A 15,916-nucleotide genomic window follows, 5' to 3' on the forward strand; every position below is an offset into this window, starting at 1 on the left:
CCTCCCGCGGGAAGCGCCGTTTGCGGGCGGCCGAAGTTTTTCACGGCTCCATCCACTGCATCGCACACACCCTTGAGGCAGCCCCTTCGAGCTAGCTCCGGTGGGCTGCGTAGTTTCCCGCAGCAAGGACCATGCTTGAACAATCTGCGGATTTTCCGTCGCAGGCGGATCCGGCGCCTTTGCCGGGAGGCGGATGACCGGCCAAGCCTCCCCCATTCTCGCCGCATTGCAGCGACGTTTGACGCGCACCCCCCTCTTGCGAGGTATGAACGTCCGATTAACATCGCCTCATTCGTGACGCGTCAACGACAACTCTGGGGCAGGGAGCGGATCCATGTCAGAGCTCATTCGCGTGAAACCGACGCAGGACGGTACCTACACGGTCTATCGCGGCCCCCTCGCGCTGGTCAGCGGCCTCACCCGGCTGCAGGCGGAGCGCTACGAGGCCAGCATCGCCCGCGGCAAGCGCCTCGCCGAGACGGCGCTGCCGGCCCGCGCCTGAACGGGCACGGCCTCGCCTGATTTCGAGAACGGCGCGGATCCGGCGGGATTCGCGCCGTTCTCGCATCGGAGCCTTCCTTACCGCCCCATGGCGAAGAAGCGCGAGATCAGCCAGAGCGGCACCACCACCGCCGCGCCGGCCAGGATCCAGCGGCCGAAATCGTGGAAGGTGTCGAGCCCGAGCTCGATCAGGGCGCGGGTGGCGTCGTAGGCGTGCCAGAACAGCAGGCCCGGGGTGAGGCCGAGCATCGCCATCACCGCGCCGACCAGCACCGACAGGAAGACGAGCTTCACCAGCACCGAAGCAGGCGAGCCACCGAGGAACCGGCGCAGCGCCGAGGACGGGGCGCGGTGAGAGCGCGGGTCCCCGACATAAGGCCCGCCCGGAAGGGGCGCGCCGCGCTGCCGCGAATCGTGGTCGCCGATCATGCCGTCACTGCCTCGCTCCTGACGCCGTCCAAGGTCGTGCCGACGACCCTGAGCGAGAGGTGAGGCGTCCTTGAGGCGCGCGCAAGCGGCGTGTCCGGCCCGGTCGATCCGTGGCCGATGGGACACAGATCGGGGAAACCCCTTCCTCTTTCATGCGTTGGGCGGTGTCCCGCGGGCCCGAGCGATGGCATCGCCCGGGAACGGGCTCACATTGCCCATCGTATCTCCTCGCCCCGCGCGGATCTTCTGGGAAATCGGGAAAGGCCATGATCGACCACGCCCTCTTCGACCCGGCGACGATCGATCCCGAGACCAAGGCGCTCAATGCCGAGATCGTGGCCGCCCATGCCGAGCAGGGCGATCCCTGGTCGCTGCCGATCGCGGAGGTGCGCGAGCGCCGCCGCCGCGGCACCAAGGCCTCGCCCGCCATGCCCCGCAGCGCCCGGGCCGAGATCCTGACCATCGACGGCCCCGCCGGGCCGCTGCCGCTGCGGGTCATCCGGCCCAAGGGCAAGGTCCGCGGCGCCTATCTGCACATCCATCGCGGCGGCTGGGTCTGGGGCTCGGCCGACGAGCAGGATCCCTGGCTGGAGCGCATCGCCGATTCCTGCGGCTTCGTCTGCCTCTCGGTGGAATACCGTCTCGCCCCCGAGCATCCCTATCCGGCCGCTTTGGAGGATTGCGAGGCCGCCGCCCTCTGGCTCGCCGGGCCGGGCAAGGCCGAGCTCGGCGTGCGGGCGCTCACCATCGGCGGCGAATCCGTGGGGGCGCATCTCGCGGTGATGACGCTCCTGCGCCTGCGCGACCATCACGGGCTGCCCCATGCCTTCCGGGGCGCCAACCTGAATGCCGGCTTCTACGACCTCGGTCTGACGCCGAGCGTGCGCAACTGGGGCGAGGAGCGCCTCGTCATCAACACCCGCGACCTGCAGACCTTCGCCGAGGGCTTCTGCGCCGGGGACGTCGACCGGCGCCTGCCGGACGTGTCGCCGATCTATGCCGACCTGAAGGGCCTGCCCCCGGCCCTGTTCACCGTCGGCACCGCCGATCCGCTCCTCGACGACACGCTCTACATGTCCGCCCGCTGGGCGGCGGCGGGCAATGGCGGCCACACCGCGATCTATCCCGGCGGCTGCCACGTCTTCATCCGCTATCCGAGCAAGCTCTCCGAACAGGCCCTGGAGCTGATCGACCGCTTCCTGCTCGCCCTCTCCTGAGCACGGGCAGCGGCCTGCGACACGAGCGCCCGACCGCTTTCCCTCCCCGCGGCCGATGGCGATAAAGGCGTCTTCGGAGCCGGAACTCCCGCCGGCTTCCGCCCCGCCCGCCGCCCGGATCCGCTTGGCCCCCTCCCCGCTTCCGCCCGTGTTCGAGCGCTGGTTCGCCGGCCGCGGCTGGCGCCCGCGGCCTCACCAGCTCGACCTGCTCGCCACGGTCGAAGGGGGCCGCTCCGCCCTGCTGGTCGCCCCGACCGGCGCCGGCAAGACGCTGGCCGGCTTCCTGCCGAGCCTCGTCGACCTCGCCGGCCGGCACGCGACCGGGCCGGAGCGCGACCGGGCGCGGCTCCATACCCTCTACGTCTCGCCCCTGAAGGCGCTGGCGGTCGACATCGCCCGCAACCTCGAAATGCCCATCGCCGAGATGGGCCTGCCGATCCGGGTCGAGACCCGCACCGGCGACACCCCGGCCCACAAGCGCACCCGCCAGGTCAGCCGGCCGCCGGACATCCTGCTGACCACGCCGGAACAGCTCGCCCTGCTCGTCGCCCATCGCGAGGCTTCGGAGCTGTTCGCAAACCTGAAGCATATCGTGCTCGACGAGTTGCACGCCCTCGTCACCTCGAAGCGCGGCGACCTGCTCTCCCTCGACCTCGCCCGCCTGCGCCGCTTGGCTCCTGAGGCGCGCGCGATCGGCCTCTCCGCCACCGTGCGCGAGCCGGACGAGTTGCGGAAATATCTCGTCGGGCAGGTGCCCGGCGAGGAGCGCAAGGCCGAGCTCGTGGTCGTCCAGGGCGGCGCCGCGCCGGACCTGCGCCTGCTCGAGACCGGCCTGACCCTGCCCCTGTCCGGGCACACCGCCTGGCAATCCATGCCGGCGATCTACGACCTGATCCGCCAGCACCGCACCGTGCTCGTCTTCGTCAACACGCGGCTCCAGGCGGAGTACACCTTCCAGGAGCTGTGGCGGCTCAACGACGACACCCTGCCCATCGCCCTGCATCACGGCTCCCTCGACGTGGGCCAGCGCAGGCGGGTCGAGACGGCCATGGCCGCGGGCCAGTTGCGCGCCATCGTCTGCACCGCGACCCTCGATCTCGGCATCGACTGGGGCGACGTCGATCTCGTGATCAACGTGGGCGCGCCCAAGGGCGCGAGCCGGATCATGCAGCGGATCGGCCGGGCCAATCACCGAATGGACGAGCCCTCCAAGGCGTATCTCGTGCCCGGCAACCGCTTCGAGATGCTGGAATGCCAGGCCGCCCTCGACCTGGTCGAGACCGCCGCGCAGGACACGCCCGATGCCCGCATCGGCGCCTTGGATGTTCTCGCCCAGCATATCCTCGGCATGGCCTGCGCCGATGCCTTTGACCCGATGGAGCTCTACGACGAGATCGTCTCCGCCGCGCCCTATGCGGACCTTCCCTGGGAGCATTTCGAGGCGGTGGTCGATTACGTCGCCACCGGCGGCTACGCGCTCCGGGCCTATGAGCGCTTCGCCAAGATCGTGAAAGGCGCCGATGGCCGCTACCGGGTGCGCGACGCCCGCACCGCCCAGCAATACCGGATGAATATCGGCACGATCATCGAGGCGACCTCGGTGAAGGTGCGCCTTACCCGGGCGCTGCGCGGCAAGCCGGGCACGCTGATCCCCCGGGGCGGCCGCATCCTCGGCGAGATCGAGGAGGGTTTCGCCGAGACCCTGACGGCGGGCGACACCTTCCTGTTCGCCGGCGAGGTGCTGCGCTTCGAGGGATTGTCCGAGGACGAATGCCTCGTCACGCGGGCCGGCCCCGGCACCGACCCGGCGATCCCGTCCTATGCCGGCGCCAAATTCCCGCTCTCGACCTTCCTCGCCGCGCGGGTGCGGGCGCTGATCGCCGACCCGTTCGAGTGGGACAAGCTGCCCAGGCAGATCACCGATTACCTCGTACAGCAGCGCAAGCGCTCGGTGCTGCCCGGCGCCCAGGACCTGCTGGTCGAAAGCTTTCCCCGGGGCAAGCTGCGCTACCTCACCGCCTTCCCCTTCGAGGGCCGCCTCGCCCACCAGACGCTCGGCATGCTCCTGACCCGCCGCCTGGAGCGCGCCCGCCTGCAGCCCCTGGGCTTCGCCGCCAACGATTACGGGATCGCGATCTGGCTCAACCGGGACGTGGCCGAGCGCATCGCCATCGAGCCCGGCTTCCTTGATGCGCTCTTCGCCGAGGACATGCTCGGCGACGATCTCGAAGCCTGGCTCGACGAATCCGCGATGATGAAGCGGACCTTCCGCCAATGCGCCGTCATCGCCGGGCTGATCGAGCGGCGCTTCCCCGGCCAGAAGAAGACCGGCCGCCAGGTCACGATCTCCACCGACCTGATCTACGACGTGCTGCGCAAGCACCAGCCCGACCACCTGCTCCTGCAGGCCGCGCGGCAGGATGCGGCAACCGGACTCCTCGACGTGAGGCGCCTTGGCATGATGCTGAGGCGCATCCAGGGGCGAATCACCTACCGGGCGCTGGATCGCGTCTCGCCGCTCTCCGTCTCCGTCATGCTCGAGATCGGGCGGGAGAAGGTCTATGGCGAGGGCGCCGACGCGATCCTGGCCGAGGCCGAAGCCGAGCTTCTCGAAGAGGCTCTGGCGTGAGCGGGGATTCGCATCCGGACACGAACGAAGAGGATGCGATCTTGGCGCTCGGCCAGAGACTTGAACGACTGACGAAGACCCCGGGCCTGTCGCTCGCCGGGGAGACCCTGACCCTCGACCGCACCGGCGCCCTCTGGCTGGAGGCGCACCGGGCGCTCGTGGTGTCGGACCTGCACCTGGAAAAGGGCTCCGCCTTCGCCGCCCGCTCCGGCCAGTTCCTGCCGCCCTACGATACCCGCGAGACGTTGGCCTGCCTGCACGAGGTGATCCAGCGCTTCGATCCGGCCCTCGTCGTGGCGCTCGGGGATTCCTTCCACGATGCCGGCGGCCCGGAGCGCCTGGAGACGGGCGACCGCGCCATGATCGCGGCCCTCCAGGACGGGCGCGACTGGCTCTGGATCGCCGGCAACCACGATGCGGGGGTGAGCGACGGCATCGGCGGGCGCTTCGCCGATACGCTCGCCCTCGGCGGCCTGACCCTGCGCCACGAGCCGCTCGTCGGGGCGGAGGCGGGCGAGGTCGCAGGCCATCTGCATCCCTGCGGCAAGGTCTCGATGCGCGGGCGCAGCGTGCGCCGCCGCTGCTTCGTCGAGGACGGCCATCGCCTCGTGATGCCGGCCTTCGGCGCCTATGCCGGCGGCCTGAATGTCCGCGGGGCCGCCTTCGAGCCGCTCTTCCCGAAGGGCTTCACCGCCCATCTCCTCGGCGATGGCCGCGTCTTCGCGATCGGCCGGGCCATGCTCGGCCGGGATTGAGCCTCACACGTCGAGTTCGGCGATACGCGTTGCGATGACCCGGCGCAGGGCCGGGAGTCGGCCCACGCCGCGCAAAAGGAGGTTGCGGGCGGCGCGGGGCAGGCCCCCGCGCAGGGCCGCGAGGCGGGTCATCCGGTCGGTCATCGCGACGACGCCCTCCGCCACCGGCCGGCGCTCCGCCTCGTAGCGGTCGAGGCTGGCCGGGTCGGCCCCGTCCCGCAGCACGTCGGCGAGAAGAGCGCCGAGGCGGATGGCATCCTGGATGCCGGTGTTCATGCCCTGACCGCCCGCCGGGCTGTGGACATGGGCGGCGTCCCCTACGAGGAAGAGCGGCCCCGCCCGGTAGCGCGCGGCCACCCCGTGATGGACGCGGAAGCGCGAGGACCAGACCAGCGCGTCGAGCCGCGCCCCGGCCGGCCCCCGCTCCGCCAGGATCGCGCGGAACAGGTCGAGCGGCGGATGCGGCTCCGCCTCGTCGCAGGTGGCGACGAGGCGCAGATGGTCAGCCGCGAAGGGCGCCGCGACCATCAGGCCCCGTTCGCCGAGGAAGAGCTGCACCTCCTGGGCGCCGAGGGGCCACGAGCCCCGAACATCCGCCAGGACGAAGGACTGGGCATAGGTCCCCGTGCGGAACGGGATGCCCGCCGCCTCCCGCACGGTGCTGTGGAAACCGTCCGCGGCCACGACGAAGCGGGCCGAGACGGTGGCGAGGGTCTCCGCCTCGTCCCGCAGGACGACCTCCGCCCCCTCCCCTTTCACCGCCACGCTCTCGACGGCGTGCCGCCAGTGGATCGCCCCGCCGAGCTCCCGGAGCCGCTGGCGCAGGGCGGCCTCGGTCCGGTTCTGCGGCAGGATCAGGGCATAGGGATAGGCGGTCGGCAGGCCGGAGAAATCGAGGCGCAGGAGCACCTCGTCCCGCTCCCGCATGGTGAAGACGGGCACCGGATTGCCCTGTGCCACCAGGGTCTCGGCGACGCCGAGCATCTCCAGCCGCTCCAGGGTGCGGGCATGGACGACGGCGGCGCGGGAGGTGTTCTGCCCCTCCGCGAGGCGGTCGCAGAGCAGGAACGGGATGCCGCGATGGGCGAGGGCGACGGCGAGCGCCAAGCCCGAAGGGCCGGCGCCGCAGATGAGGATGTCGGTTCTCTCGGGAACGGCCATCCTCACCTCCTCGCTCTCCGTGTCCTCAGGCGGCGACCAGGAGCGCCAGCCCCGCGACCCCCGACAGGATCAGCCGCATCCGGCTCAGCCAGTGGGGGGCGAGGCCGCGCCGGGACAGGTCCTGGTCGACGAAGCCCCACAGCAGGACCAACGCGCCAAGGATGCGCAGGTCCCACGGCGCCGGCGCGGCCAGGGCTGCCCAGGCGAAGACCGAGGGCACGATGGCGATGAGGTAATCCGCGCCCGCGGCGCCGCCGGCCGCCGCCGCACCCCAGCGGATACCGCCGAGGAAGGAGGCGATCACCGCGCCATAGGCCGAGAGGATGGTCCGCGGCGACAGGCCGAGCGTGCCGAAGCCGCCGTCGTAACCGCTGACCGCGAGCGCCGCGAAGCCGAGAAAGGGGATGAGACCGGCCACCCCGAGGACCATCGCGCTCATGGGCGGCGTGCTCAGGCGGCGCATGCCCTCTCCCGGTGTCCAGGCCGCACGAGGATCGGGCAACCGCGGGGACGATCCTATACGGCCATCCCGCCGCGATTCCAGGGTCTACCGGTGTCCGCTGCGTCGCAGCACGCCGTCCGGCCCGGGGGGCTGGAACACGGGGACGCGGTGGCCGCGTTGAGACCGGGAACCGAGAGGAGCGCCGCCATGGCCTACGAGCTTCACTACTGGCCGACGATCCAGGGGCGGGGCGAGTTCGTGCGCCTGGCCCTGGAGCAGGCCGGAGCCGAGTATGTCGACGTCGCCCGCCTGCCCGAAGACGAGGGCGGCGGCCCCGACGCCCTGATGAACGGCCTCCAGGACGAGCCCCTGCGGCCGCCCTTCGCCCCGCCCTATCTCAAGGACGGCGATGTCGTCGTCGGCCAGACGGCGGCGATCCTGCTCTATCTCGGCCCCCGCCTCGGCCTCGTCGGGGATGGTGAGCAAGACAGGATCTGGACCCACCAGATCCAGCTCACCCTCGCCGACATCGTCGCCGAGACCCACGATACCCATCATCCGGTGGGGAACGGCCTCTATTACGAGGACCAGAAGACCGAGGCCCTGCGCAAGGCCGAGGAATTCCGCCGGAACCGCATCCCGAAATACCTGCACTGGTTCGAGCGCGTCCTGATGCGCAACCCCGCCGGCCCCGACCATCTCGTCGGCGACCGGGTGAGCTACGCCGACCTCTCCCTGTTCCAGCTCGTCGAGGGCCTGCGCTACGCCTTCCCCAAGGCGAGCGCCGGCGCCCTCGACGACACTCCCCTCGTGACCGCGCTCGCCGCCTCTGTCGCCCACCTGCCGCGGATCGAAGCCTATCTCGCCAGCGACCGGCGGATCCCCTTCAACGAACAGGGGATTTTCCGGCGGTATCCGGAGTTGGATGGCTGAACCGCTTTGAGCATTCTACGCCTTAGGCGTAGAATGCCAGGGTGATCTTCGATTGGCACGACGAGAAAAGTGAGGCGTGCCGTCGAAGGCGCGGCTTCGGCTTCGATTACGCCGCACGGATCTTCAGCGGTGACATCTGGATCAGGATCGACGGCCGCCGAGATTACGGAGAGGTGCGCCTGCAGGCTCTCGGCGAGATCGACGGATTTCCTTACGTCGTCGTGTTCACCGAGCGCCGGAATGCAAGTGGTGAGATTGTCTATTGGATCATCTCCGCTCGCAGAGCCTATGAGAAGGAGTGCCGACAATGGCGAAACGCTCTCTCGCGGAACTGATGCGGCAGCAGCCCGACATTGATCGGGCGCGGATTGCCGCCACGACGGAAGAGGAAATCCGCCGGCACGCCATTGAGGACGGGGACGATCCGGATGAGGCGGAGGACGGTCGACTCATCGTTCCGCCGTCACAGGAAGTGCGCCGCATGCTTGGGCTCACCCAGGAGGCCTTCGCCGCCCTGCTTCGTATCCCGGTCGGTACGATCCGCAACTGGGAGCAGAACCGGAAGCTGCCGGATCCGGCCGCACGCACGCTGCTCGGGTTGATCGCCGCCGATCCGAGCCACGCCTTCCGGCTGCTCTCTCAAGAGGAGCCGCAGCGGCGCGTGCCCGAAGCGACCGTCTGAGAGGACAGACCAGCCATGCTGGGGCTCAACCCGGCAGCACCTGGCACACCTCGCAATAGAACGTCGAGCGCCCGCTCTGGACCATCCGGGCGATCCGCCCGGTGCAGCCCTTCGCCGTGCAGGCGTGGCCGACGCGGTCGTAGACGCGGAAGCCGTGCTGGAAGGCGCCGCGGGCGCCGTCCGGCTGGGCGTAGTCGCGCAGCGTCGAGCCGCCCGCCGCCACCGCCTCGGTCAGGACCGCCTTGATCTCCTTGGCGAGCCGCTTCGCCTTGGGCGTCGGGGTGCCGTCGGGCTTGGCGAGGGCCCCCGCGGGCAGGCTCGGATGCAGACCAGCGCGGTGCAGGGCCTCGCAGACATAGATGTTGCCGAGGCCCGCGATCAGCCGCTGGTCGAGCAGGGCGGCCTTCAGCGGCGTGATGCGGTGGCGGAACAGCCGGGCGATGGCCGCGCCGTCGAGCGCCTCGCTCAGGGGCTCGATGCCCATGGCCGCGAAATGCTTGCTGGCCTGGAGCGTCGCGCTCGGCACGAGGTCCATGAAGCCGAAGCGGCGCACATCGTTGTAGGTGATGGTGGCCCCGCTCCCCATCGCCATCACCACGTGGTCATGCTTGGCGTTGCCGAGGGCGCCCTCGAGGTAGAAGTCGCCCGGCGAGAGGGTGGCCCCGTCCGGCAGCCGCACGTCGAAGCGGCCGCTCATGCCGAGATGCATGATCAGCGTCTCGCCGGAATCCAGCGCGGCGGTGAGGTATTTCGCCCGCCTTCCGAGCTCCAGCACCGTGCGGCCTTCGAGGCGCCGGGAAAAGTTCTTCGGAAACGGGAAGCGCAGGTCCGGCCGGTTGAGGGTGACGCGGGCGAAACGGGCGCCGACCAGGGCCGGGCTCAGGCCCCGGCGCACGGTCTCGACTTCAGGCAATTCGGGCATGGTGGTGGATATAGCCGCCCGCGTCGCCGCGTGCACGCGGCACCGATGGCGGCGGGGCGCCGCATTCGCTATGAGGCCCGGACAATCAGGATGGGTCGATGACGCGCAGAGACGGGACCGCCGCCGGGAACATCTCCGAGGACACCGCCGATTTCGGCTTCAAGACGGTGCGCCTCTCCGAGAAGCAGGGGCGCGTGGACGACGTGTTCCGCTCGGTCGCCAAGCGCTACGACCTGATGAACGACCTGATGTCCGGCGGCCTGCACCGGGCCTGGAAGTCGCACCTCATCTCCATGCTGCGCCCGTCCAGGAGCGCGCCCTTCCACCATCTCGACGTGGCCGGCGGCACGGGCGACATCGCCTTCCGCACCCTCGAAGCCGGCGGCCCGCAGACGCGGGTGACGGTGCTCGACATCAACGAGGCCATGCTCCGCGTCGGCGCCGAACGGGCGGCGGGCCGCTACGGCGAGCGGATCGCATTCGTCACCGGCAATGCCGAGGCCCTGCCGCTGCCGGCCGGCACCTATGACGGCTACACCATCGCCTTCGGCATCCGGAACGTGCCGCGCATCCCGGTGGCCCTGGCCGAGGCCTATCGCGTGCTCAAGCCCGGCGGCCGCTTCCTCTGCCTCGAATTCTCCCGCGTCGACGTGCCCGTTCTTGAGAAGATCTACGACGCCTATTCCTTCCACGTGATCCCGCGCATCGGCGCGAAGGTCGCGGGCGACCGCGAATCCTACCAGTACCTCGTGGAATCGATCCGCAAGTTCCCCTCGCCGCTCACCTTCGCGGGCATGATCGAGGAGGCGGGTTTTTCCCGCGTGACGCACCGGGTGCTCTCCGGCGGCATCGTCGCCATCCATTCCGGCTGGAAGGTCGCCTGATCGTGGCGTGCATGCGGGGGCGGTTTTGCTAGGCGGGCTGTTTCACCTCGCCCGGGGGGTGCATGTCGGCTTCGTGCTCGCGCGCGAGGGCGGGCTCGCGCTGATCGATCCCGGCTCGCTGCCGCCGCATCTGCGCCTGGCGCTGAAGGTCGGCCGCTCGCTGGAGCGCAAGGGCGTCGGCGACCAGCCGGGGGCGAGCCCCCTGGAGCGGGCCATGACCCGGCTCGGCCCGTCCTACGTCAAGTTCGGCCAGTTCCTGGCAACACGACCCGACATCGTCGGCATGGCCGCGGCGCGCGACCTGGAGCGTCTGCAGGACCGGGTGCCGCCCTTCCCGCAGGAGGAGGCGGTGCGGGTGGTCGAACGCGATCTCGGCCGGCCGCTCCGCGAGAGCTTCGTGGAGTTCAGCCTGCCGGTGGCGGCGGCCTCCATCGCCCAGGTGCACAAGGCGCAGATCCTCGACGCAGACGGGACCCTGCGCAACGTCGCCGTGAAGGTGATGCGTCCGGGCATCCGCGTGCAGTTCCAGCGCGAATTGCAGGCGATGCGCTTCATGGCGCGCATCGTCCACGCCCTGCTGCCGGATGCCGAGCGCCTGCGCCCGCGGGAGGTGGTCGAGATCCTCGCCCGCTCGGTGATGATGGAGATGGATTTCCGGCTCGAAGCCGCGGCCATGTCCGAGCTCGCCGAGAACACCAAGGACGACACCGATTTCCGCGTGCCGCGGCCCGAATGGGAGCGCACGGCGCGGGACGTGCTCACCAGCGAGTGGATCGACGGCATCCGCCTCAACGACCGGGAGACCCTGCTCGCCTCCGGCCTCGACGTGCGGGCGCTGGGGCGCACGGTGATCCAGTCCTTCCTGCGCCAGGCGATCCGGGACGGCTTCTTCCACGCCGACATGCATCCCGGAAACCTGTTCGCGGACAAGGAAGGCCGCCTCGTCGCGGTGGATTTCGGCATCATGGGCCGGCTCGGGCTGAACGAGCGGCGCTTCCTGGCCGAGATCCTGCTCGGCTTCATCCTGCGCGACTACAAGCGGGTGGCCCAGGTGCATTTCGAGGCGGGCTACGTGCCCCGCCACCATTCCGTGGAGGATTTCGCCCAGGCCATCCGCGCCATCGGCGAGCCGATCCACCAGCGCCGGGCCGACGAGATCTCGATGGCCAAGGTGCTCACCCTGCTCTTCGACGTGACCGCGCTCTTCGACATGAGCACGCGCACCGAGCTGGTGATGCTGCAGAAGACCATGGTGGTGGTGGAGGGCGTCGCCCGCTCCCTCGATCCGCAGCTCGACATGTGGACCGGCGCCGAGCCAGTGGTGCGCAGCTGGATCGCCCGCAACATGGGCCCGATCGGCCGGCTGGAAAGCGCGGGACGGGCCGCCCTCACCCTCTCGGACGTGCTCACCGACATCCCCGACATCGCCCAGCGCCTGCGCCGCATCATGATCCGCCTCGACGAGGAGGGCTCGCGCGACGTGAAGGCCATGGAGCGCATCGCCAAGCTGGAGCGCCGCCGGGCGATCTGGTCGACCGTGGCCCTCTGGGCCATCGCGGTGGGCGCGCTGGTGATGGCGTTCCGGTGAGGTGAGGGTCGATCCGACCGGGATGTCAGCGGCTCCGCGCAGCGGCGCTTGCAAGGCGCGTAGGCCGTTGCACAATGGAGGCTCTCCGAGTGCGGACTCACCCTGTGGAGGGAGCCATGACGGACCTGCTCGAAAAGGCGGTCGCGACCGCGCGGGAACTCTCCCCGGACATGCAGGACGAGATCGCACGCGTGATGCTCGCCCTGGCCGGCGAGGCCCGGGCGGCCTACCGGTTCACGCCGGAGGAAGAGGCGGAGCAGGATGCGGCCGACGCCGAAGAGGCGCGCGGCGAATATGCGACCGATGAGGAGGTGCGGGCCATCTGGGCCAAGCATGGCCTATGAAGCTCCGCCTGACGCGAACGGCGGCCCGTCAGCTCGACCAGATCCTTACCGAGATCGCGCAGCTTCATCCGCCGGGCGCCCGCGCCGTGCAGAGGCGCATCCAGGACGCAATGGATCTGCTGCTGCGGCATCCGCAGGTCGGCCAAGCGACCGGGCGGCGCAATATTCGGCGTATCGTGATCACGCCCTATCCCTACGTGTTCACCTACCGCCTGGGCGACGGCGAGATCGTCATCCGCACCCTGCGCCACACCGCCCGACGACCGCTTGTTTGAGAGCAGCCCGCTCCGCACCGCGCCACCCTTGACGCCGCGCCCGCAAAGCCCCGTTCTGCGCGCATGAACCAGCCCCTCTCCGGCCGCCGTGTCCTCCTGATCGTCGGGGGCGGCATCGCCGCCTACAAGGCGCTCGACCTGATCCGGCGCCTGCGCGAGCGCGGGGCGCGGGTGCGGCCGGTGCTCACCAAGGCAGCGGAGGAGTTCGTCACGCCGCTAGCAGCGGCGGCGCTCGCCGGGGAGCGGGCGCATACCGACCTGTTCGACCGGGCGGACGAGGCGGATATCGGCCATATCAAGCTCGCCCGGGACGCGGATGCGGTCGTGGTCGCGCCGGCCACCGCCAACCTGATGGGCCGCATGGCCCACGGCCTCGCGCCGGACCTCGCCTCCACCGTGCTGCTCGCCACCACCCTGCCGATCCTGATCGCGCCGGCCATGAACGTGCGGATGTGGCAGCATCCGGCCACGCAGCGGAACCTCGAAACCCTGCGGCGGGACGGGGTGCACGTGGTCGGCCCCAACGCGGGCGCCATGGCGGAGGCCGAGTTCGGCCCCGGCCGGATGGCCGAACCAAACGAGATCGCCGATGCCCTCGAAGCCATGCTCGGCGGAGCCGCCGGGCCCCTCGCGGGCCGGCGCGTCCTCGTCACCTCCGGGCCGACGCACGAGCCGATCGACCCCGTGCGTTACCTCGCCAACCGCTCCTCCGGCCGCCAGGGCCACGCCATCGCCGCCGCTGCGGCCGCCGCCGGTGCGCAGGTGACCCTCGTCTCCGGCCCCGTGACGATTACCGACCCGCGGGGCGTCGCCGTCGTGCGGGTGGAGAGCGCCCGGGAGATGCTCGCGGCGGTGGAGGCGGCGCTGCCCGCCGACCTCGCGATCTTCGCCGCCGCGGTCGGCGACTGGCGCCCCGCCGAGATCCGCTCCGGCAAGATCAAGAAGGACGGCCGGCAGGTCCCGCCCCTGACCCTCGTCGAGAATCCGGACATCCTCGCCACGATCAGCGCGCGCCAGGAGAACCGCCCGGCTCTGGTGGTGGGTTTCGCCGCCGAGACCGACGACGTGCTCGACAATGCCCGCCGGAAGCTCGCCAAGAAGGGCTGCGACCTGCTCGTGGCCAACGACGTCTCGCCGGAGGGCGGGGTGATGGGCGGCACGGAGAACACGGTCCACCTGCTCACCCGCGACGGCGGACTCGAGACCTGGCCGAAGCTCGGCAAGGAGGAGGTCGGCCGCAAGCTCGTGGAGCGCTTCGCAACCCTGCTCGCGGCCCGGGGTTCCGGCGGCACGGCCTCTTAAATTTGCCCCCGCCGCGCTTGCTTCCGGGCGTGCCGGGGCCAGATCCCGCCCTCCCCTTTCGCCGCACGAAGGAGCGAGGCGATGGCCAAGGCCGACAAGCACGACATGGGAATCGGCGCCAAGGGCAAGGGCAGCGGCACCGGGGCGATGACGGACCTGCCCGAAGGCCTGCTCGAAGAGAACCAGGTGCTGAGCAACCGCGACAAGGCTCAGCACAGCGACGCCCGCGGCCTCGACAGCCGCCACATCCAGACCGAGCAGTTCCAGGACCATGTCGGTGCCCGCCAGGGCGGGGGCCGGGAAGGCCGGGAGGAGACCAACCGCACCGGCTCCTCCGGCCCGAGTCCGGACACCTCCGGCGAGGAAAGCAGCCTGCGCAGCCGCCAGCGCGGTTAGGTCGGCTCAGCTTCCGCAGCCGCCGCAGCCCCCTCCCCCGCCGCCACCGCCCCCACAACCGCTGCCGCCCCCGCCACAGCCGCTGCTATTGCCCGAACCGCGCAGGGCGTGGCCGTAGCTGGCGAAGGGCGTGCCGATCAGGGCGATGGCGCCGACCAGGGCGAAGGCGAAGAGCAAGTCGTCCCGGTCCGCGCGCGGGGCGCGGGCGGATCGGGCGTGCCGGATGCGCGATTGCGCGATCACCGCGTCCCCCGCCCAGGTCCGGGTCGGGCGCCAGAGCAGGGTGACCACGCCGAGGGCGAGGGCGATGACGGTCAGGAAGACCAGGAAGCCGATCGGGTTGCCGCGACCATGGCCGACGATCATCTTCGCAATGCCGAAGGCGATGACGGACAGATACAAAGCCGCCGTCGCGACCGCCATCGCGAAGAGCCGCTCATCGCTCGGCGAAGGCCGGCCCGGATCAGCTTGTCCCGCATCGGTTCGAGGCGGGGCACCAGTGCCTTGAGCAGGGGGTCGCGCTCGTTCCGGCCGAGGATCGCGCCGCGAAAGGGCTGCAGTTCCGGCGGCAGCGGCACGTCGCGATCCTCGACGATGACGACGCCGGTTCCCACGCCATAGGCCGCCGCTCCCGCCTGGACGAGGCCGATGATCACCGTGTCCGCCGCCCGCCGGTAGCCGCCAGCAAGATAGGCGAGGCTGATGGGATCGAGGATCTGGTTGCGCAGAAAGGTCCCCTCCCCCCGCATCCGGAAGCGCAGGACGACGGAAAGGACGACGCAGGCCCCGATCAGGCCGGCATAGAGCGTGAGGAAGGGCTCCGCCGTCCAGTCGAGCGGGTTGAGCGGCAGCGCCTGGGCCGGCTGGGGCCAGAGACCGGCCAGACCGAGGAGAGCGAGCGCGCCGCGCAGGCGCGGTCGCGGCAGGATCAGCACGCGGTCGGTATCGACCATGCGATAGCGGGGCCGACCCCGGAAGCGGGACGCGGTCCCGGGCCAGAAGACGGGGTCCGGCGGTCCGAAGAAGCCCTCGTAGAAGGCCAGCGTCTCGGCATATTGCGCGCAGAAGCGGGCCTGCTCGGCCACCCCGCCCGCGGTCGGGTCGTGATGCAGGCGGCGACCCAGCACGCTGCCGCACCAGACGTCCCAGTAATCGCGGGAATAGGTGAGGTGCTGGTGCCAGACCTCGTCCACCTCCTCGCTCGGGGTGACGGGCGTGTCCGAGACCATCGCGAGGAAACAGAAGCGGCGATACTCCGCCACCGCGCCCCGGGCGGCCTCGCGGGTCCAGCCCCGGTCCCGGGCGAGGCGTTCCGTGAAGTCGAGGGCTTGGTCCGCCCGCTCGAAGGGATGGGCCTCGATCCGTTGCCAGAGCGCCCACCGCTCCGGCGTCCAGACATCCGTCGCGTCGTTTCGCATCCCGCCCTCCCCAGGTCGTGGATACCGGAGCGATGATA

The 15,916-nt window shown here is 70.6% G+C and carries 19 protein-coding genes; 13 read left to right on the top strand and 6 right to left on the bottom strand.

Going from position 1 to position 15,916, the window contains the following annotated elements; genetic code table 11:
* The first annotated feature begins 334 nt into the window (after window positions 1–334).
* Window positions 335–502, top strand: coding sequence for a hypothetical protein (locus MMB17_RS01200; protein WP_238309694.1), 168 nt, complete (start codon window positions 335–337; stop codon window positions 500–502).
* Between the two features lie 77 nt (window positions 503–579).
* On the opposite strand, the gene MMB17_RS01205 is transcribed toward MMB17_RS01200, so the two are convergent.
* On the bottom strand, window positions 580–930 hold the full coding sequence (locus MMB17_RS01205; RefSeq protein WP_238309693.1) for a DUF6460 domain-containing protein: 351 nt from the start codon (window positions 928–930) through the stop codon (window positions 580–582).
* A 266-nt stretch (window positions 931–1,196) separates the two neighbouring features.
* Here MMB17_RS01205 and MMB17_RS01210 point away from each other — a divergent pair, with 266 nt between their 5' ends.
* The 3 genes from MMB17_RS01210 (at window position 1,197) to pdeM (ending at window position 5,531) form a co-directional block, all read left to right on the top strand.
* On the top strand, window positions 1,197–2,147 hold the full coding sequence (locus MMB17_RS01210) for an alpha/beta hydrolase (protein ID WP_241100781.1): 951 nt from the start codon (window positions 1,197–1,199) through the stop codon (window positions 2,145–2,147).
* A 124-nt stretch (window positions 2,148–2,271) separates the two neighbouring features.
* Complete coding sequence (locus tag MMB17_RS01215) at window positions 2,272–4,776, top strand: ligase-associated DNA damage response DEXH box helicase (RefSeq protein ID WP_241100782.1); 2,505 nt, start codon at window positions 2,272–2,274, stop codon at window positions 4,774–4,776.
* A gap of 41 nt (window positions 4,777–4,817) precedes the next feature.
* Complete coding sequence (pdeM, locus tag MMB17_RS01220) at window positions 4,818–5,531, top strand: ligase-associated DNA damage response endonuclease PdeM (protein WP_241102305.1); 714 nt, start codon at window positions 4,818–4,820, stop codon at window positions 5,529–5,531.
* Between the two features lie 3 nt (window positions 5,532–5,534).
* Here pdeM and MMB17_RS01225 read toward each other — a convergent pair whose 3' ends face one another.
* Window positions 5,535–6,692, bottom strand: a complete 1,158-nt coding sequence (locus MMB17_RS01225; protein ID WP_241100783.1) for an FAD-dependent oxidoreductase — start codon at window positions 6,690–6,692, stop codon at window positions 5,535–5,537.
* A 25-nt stretch (window positions 6,693–6,717) separates the two neighbouring features.
* Window positions 6,718–7,155, bottom strand: a complete 438-nt coding sequence (locus MMB17_RS01230; protein ID WP_238309689.1) for a DUF3429 domain-containing protein — start codon at window positions 7,153–7,155, stop codon at window positions 6,718–6,720.
* 186 nt (window positions 7,156–7,341) lie between these two features.
* On the opposite strand from MMB17_RS01230, the gene MMB17_RS01235 reads away from it, so the two are divergent.
* From MMB17_RS01235 to MMB17_RS01245, 3 genes are read left to right on the top strand one after another with little or no spacing between them, the layout of a single operon-like run.
* Entirely contained in the window at window positions 7,342–8,067 is a 726-nt protein-coding gene (locus MMB17_RS01235; protein WP_241100784.1) for a glutathione S-transferase, read from the top strand.
* A 41-nt stretch (window positions 8,068–8,108) separates the two neighbouring features.
* Window positions 8,109–8,402, top strand: a complete 294-nt coding sequence (locus tag MMB17_RS01240) for a BrnT family toxin (RefSeq protein ID WP_241100785.1) — start codon at window positions 8,109–8,111, stop codon at window positions 8,400–8,402.
* Window positions 8,402–8,749 carry a helix-turn-helix domain-containing protein gene (locus MMB17_RS01245; RefSeq protein ID WP_238309686.1) on the top strand — a complete coding sequence of 116 codons (348 nt, stop codon included), beginning with the start codon at window positions 8,402–8,404 and terminating at the stop codon, window positions 8,747–8,749. Before MMB17_RS01240 ends, MMB17_RS01245 begins: the two co-directional genes overlap by 1 nt.
* Before the next feature lie 25 nt (window positions 8,750–8,774).
* Here MMB17_RS01245 and mutM read toward each other — a convergent pair whose 3' ends face one another.
* Window positions 8,775–9,671: a bifunctional DNA-formamidopyrimidine glycosylase/DNA-(apurinic or apyrimidinic site) lyase gene (gene mutM, locus MMB17_RS01250; RefSeq protein ID WP_241100786.1), complete on the bottom strand. Its 897-nt coding sequence runs from the start codon at window positions 9,669–9,671 to the stop codon at window positions 8,775–8,777.
* Between the two features lie 98 nt (window positions 9,672–9,769).
* Here mutM and ubiE point away from each other — a divergent pair, with 98 nt between their 5' ends.
* From ubiE to MMB17_RS01280, 6 genes are all read left to right on the top strand, one after another.
* Window positions 9,770–10,555 (top strand): bifunctional demethylmenaquinone methyltransferase/2-methoxy-6-polyprenyl-1,4-benzoquinol methylase UbiE, encoded by a 786-nt coding sequence (ubiE, locus tag MMB17_RS01255; RefSeq protein WP_241100787.1) that lies wholly within the window; start codon window positions 9,770–9,772, stop codon window positions 10,553–10,555.
* Between the two features lie 25 nt (window positions 10,556–10,580).
* The gene (ubiB, locus tag MMB17_RS01260; protein WP_241102306.1) at window positions 10,581–12,143 is read left to right on the top strand and encodes a 2-polyprenylphenol 6-hydroxylase; all 1,563 of its coding nucleotides are present in this window, start codon (window positions 10,581–10,583) and stop codon (window positions 12,141–12,143) included.
* A gap of 116 nt (window positions 12,144–12,259) precedes the next feature.
* A complete protein-coding gene (locus tag MMB17_RS01265; protein ID WP_241100788.1) occupies window positions 12,260–12,487 on the top strand; it encodes a hypothetical protein in 228 nt (75 codons plus the stop codon).
* Window positions 12,484–12,762, top strand: coding sequence for a type II toxin-antitoxin system RelE/ParE family toxin (locus tag MMB17_RS01270; protein WP_241100789.1), 279 nt, complete (start codon window positions 12,484–12,486; stop codon window positions 12,760–12,762). The genes MMB17_RS01265 and MMB17_RS01270 overlap by 4 nt, the downstream gene beginning before the upstream one ends.
* A 63-nt stretch (window positions 12,763–12,825) precedes the next feature.
* A complete protein-coding gene (gene coaBC / locus MMB17_RS01275) occupies window positions 12,826–14,064 on the top strand; it encodes a bifunctional phosphopantothenoylcysteine decarboxylase/phosphopantothenate--cysteine ligase CoaBC (RefSeq protein ID WP_241100790.1) in 1,239 nt (412 codons plus the stop codon).
* Window positions 14,065–14,145: 81 nt separating this feature from the next.
* A complete protein-coding gene (locus tag MMB17_RS01280) occupies window positions 14,146–14,460 on the top strand; it encodes a hypothetical protein (protein ID WP_241100791.1) in 315 nt (104 codons plus the stop codon).
* 6 nt (window positions 14,461–14,466) lie between these two features.
* On the opposite strand, the gene MMB17_RS01285 is transcribed toward MMB17_RS01280, so the two are convergent.
* The gene (locus tag MMB17_RS01285; protein ID WP_241100792.1) at window positions 14,467–14,883 is read right to left on the bottom strand and encodes a TIGR04222 domain-containing membrane protein; all 417 of its coding nucleotides are present in this window, start codon (window positions 14,881–14,883) and stop codon (window positions 14,467–14,469) included.
* Window positions 14,823–15,878, bottom strand: coding sequence for a hypothetical protein (locus MMB17_RS01290; protein ID WP_241100793.1), 1,056 nt, complete (start codon window positions 15,876–15,878; stop codon window positions 14,823–14,825). Before MMB17_RS01290 ends, MMB17_RS01285 begins: the two co-directional genes overlap by 61 nt.
* Window positions 15,879–15,916: the final 38 nt, after the last annotated feature.

Source organism: Methylobacterium organophilum (assembly GCF_022533465.1).
In the GTDB taxonomy this organism is placed as follows: Bacteria; Pseudomonadota; Alphaproteobacteria; order Rhizobiales; family Beijerinckiaceae; genus Methylobacterium; species Methylobacterium organophilum.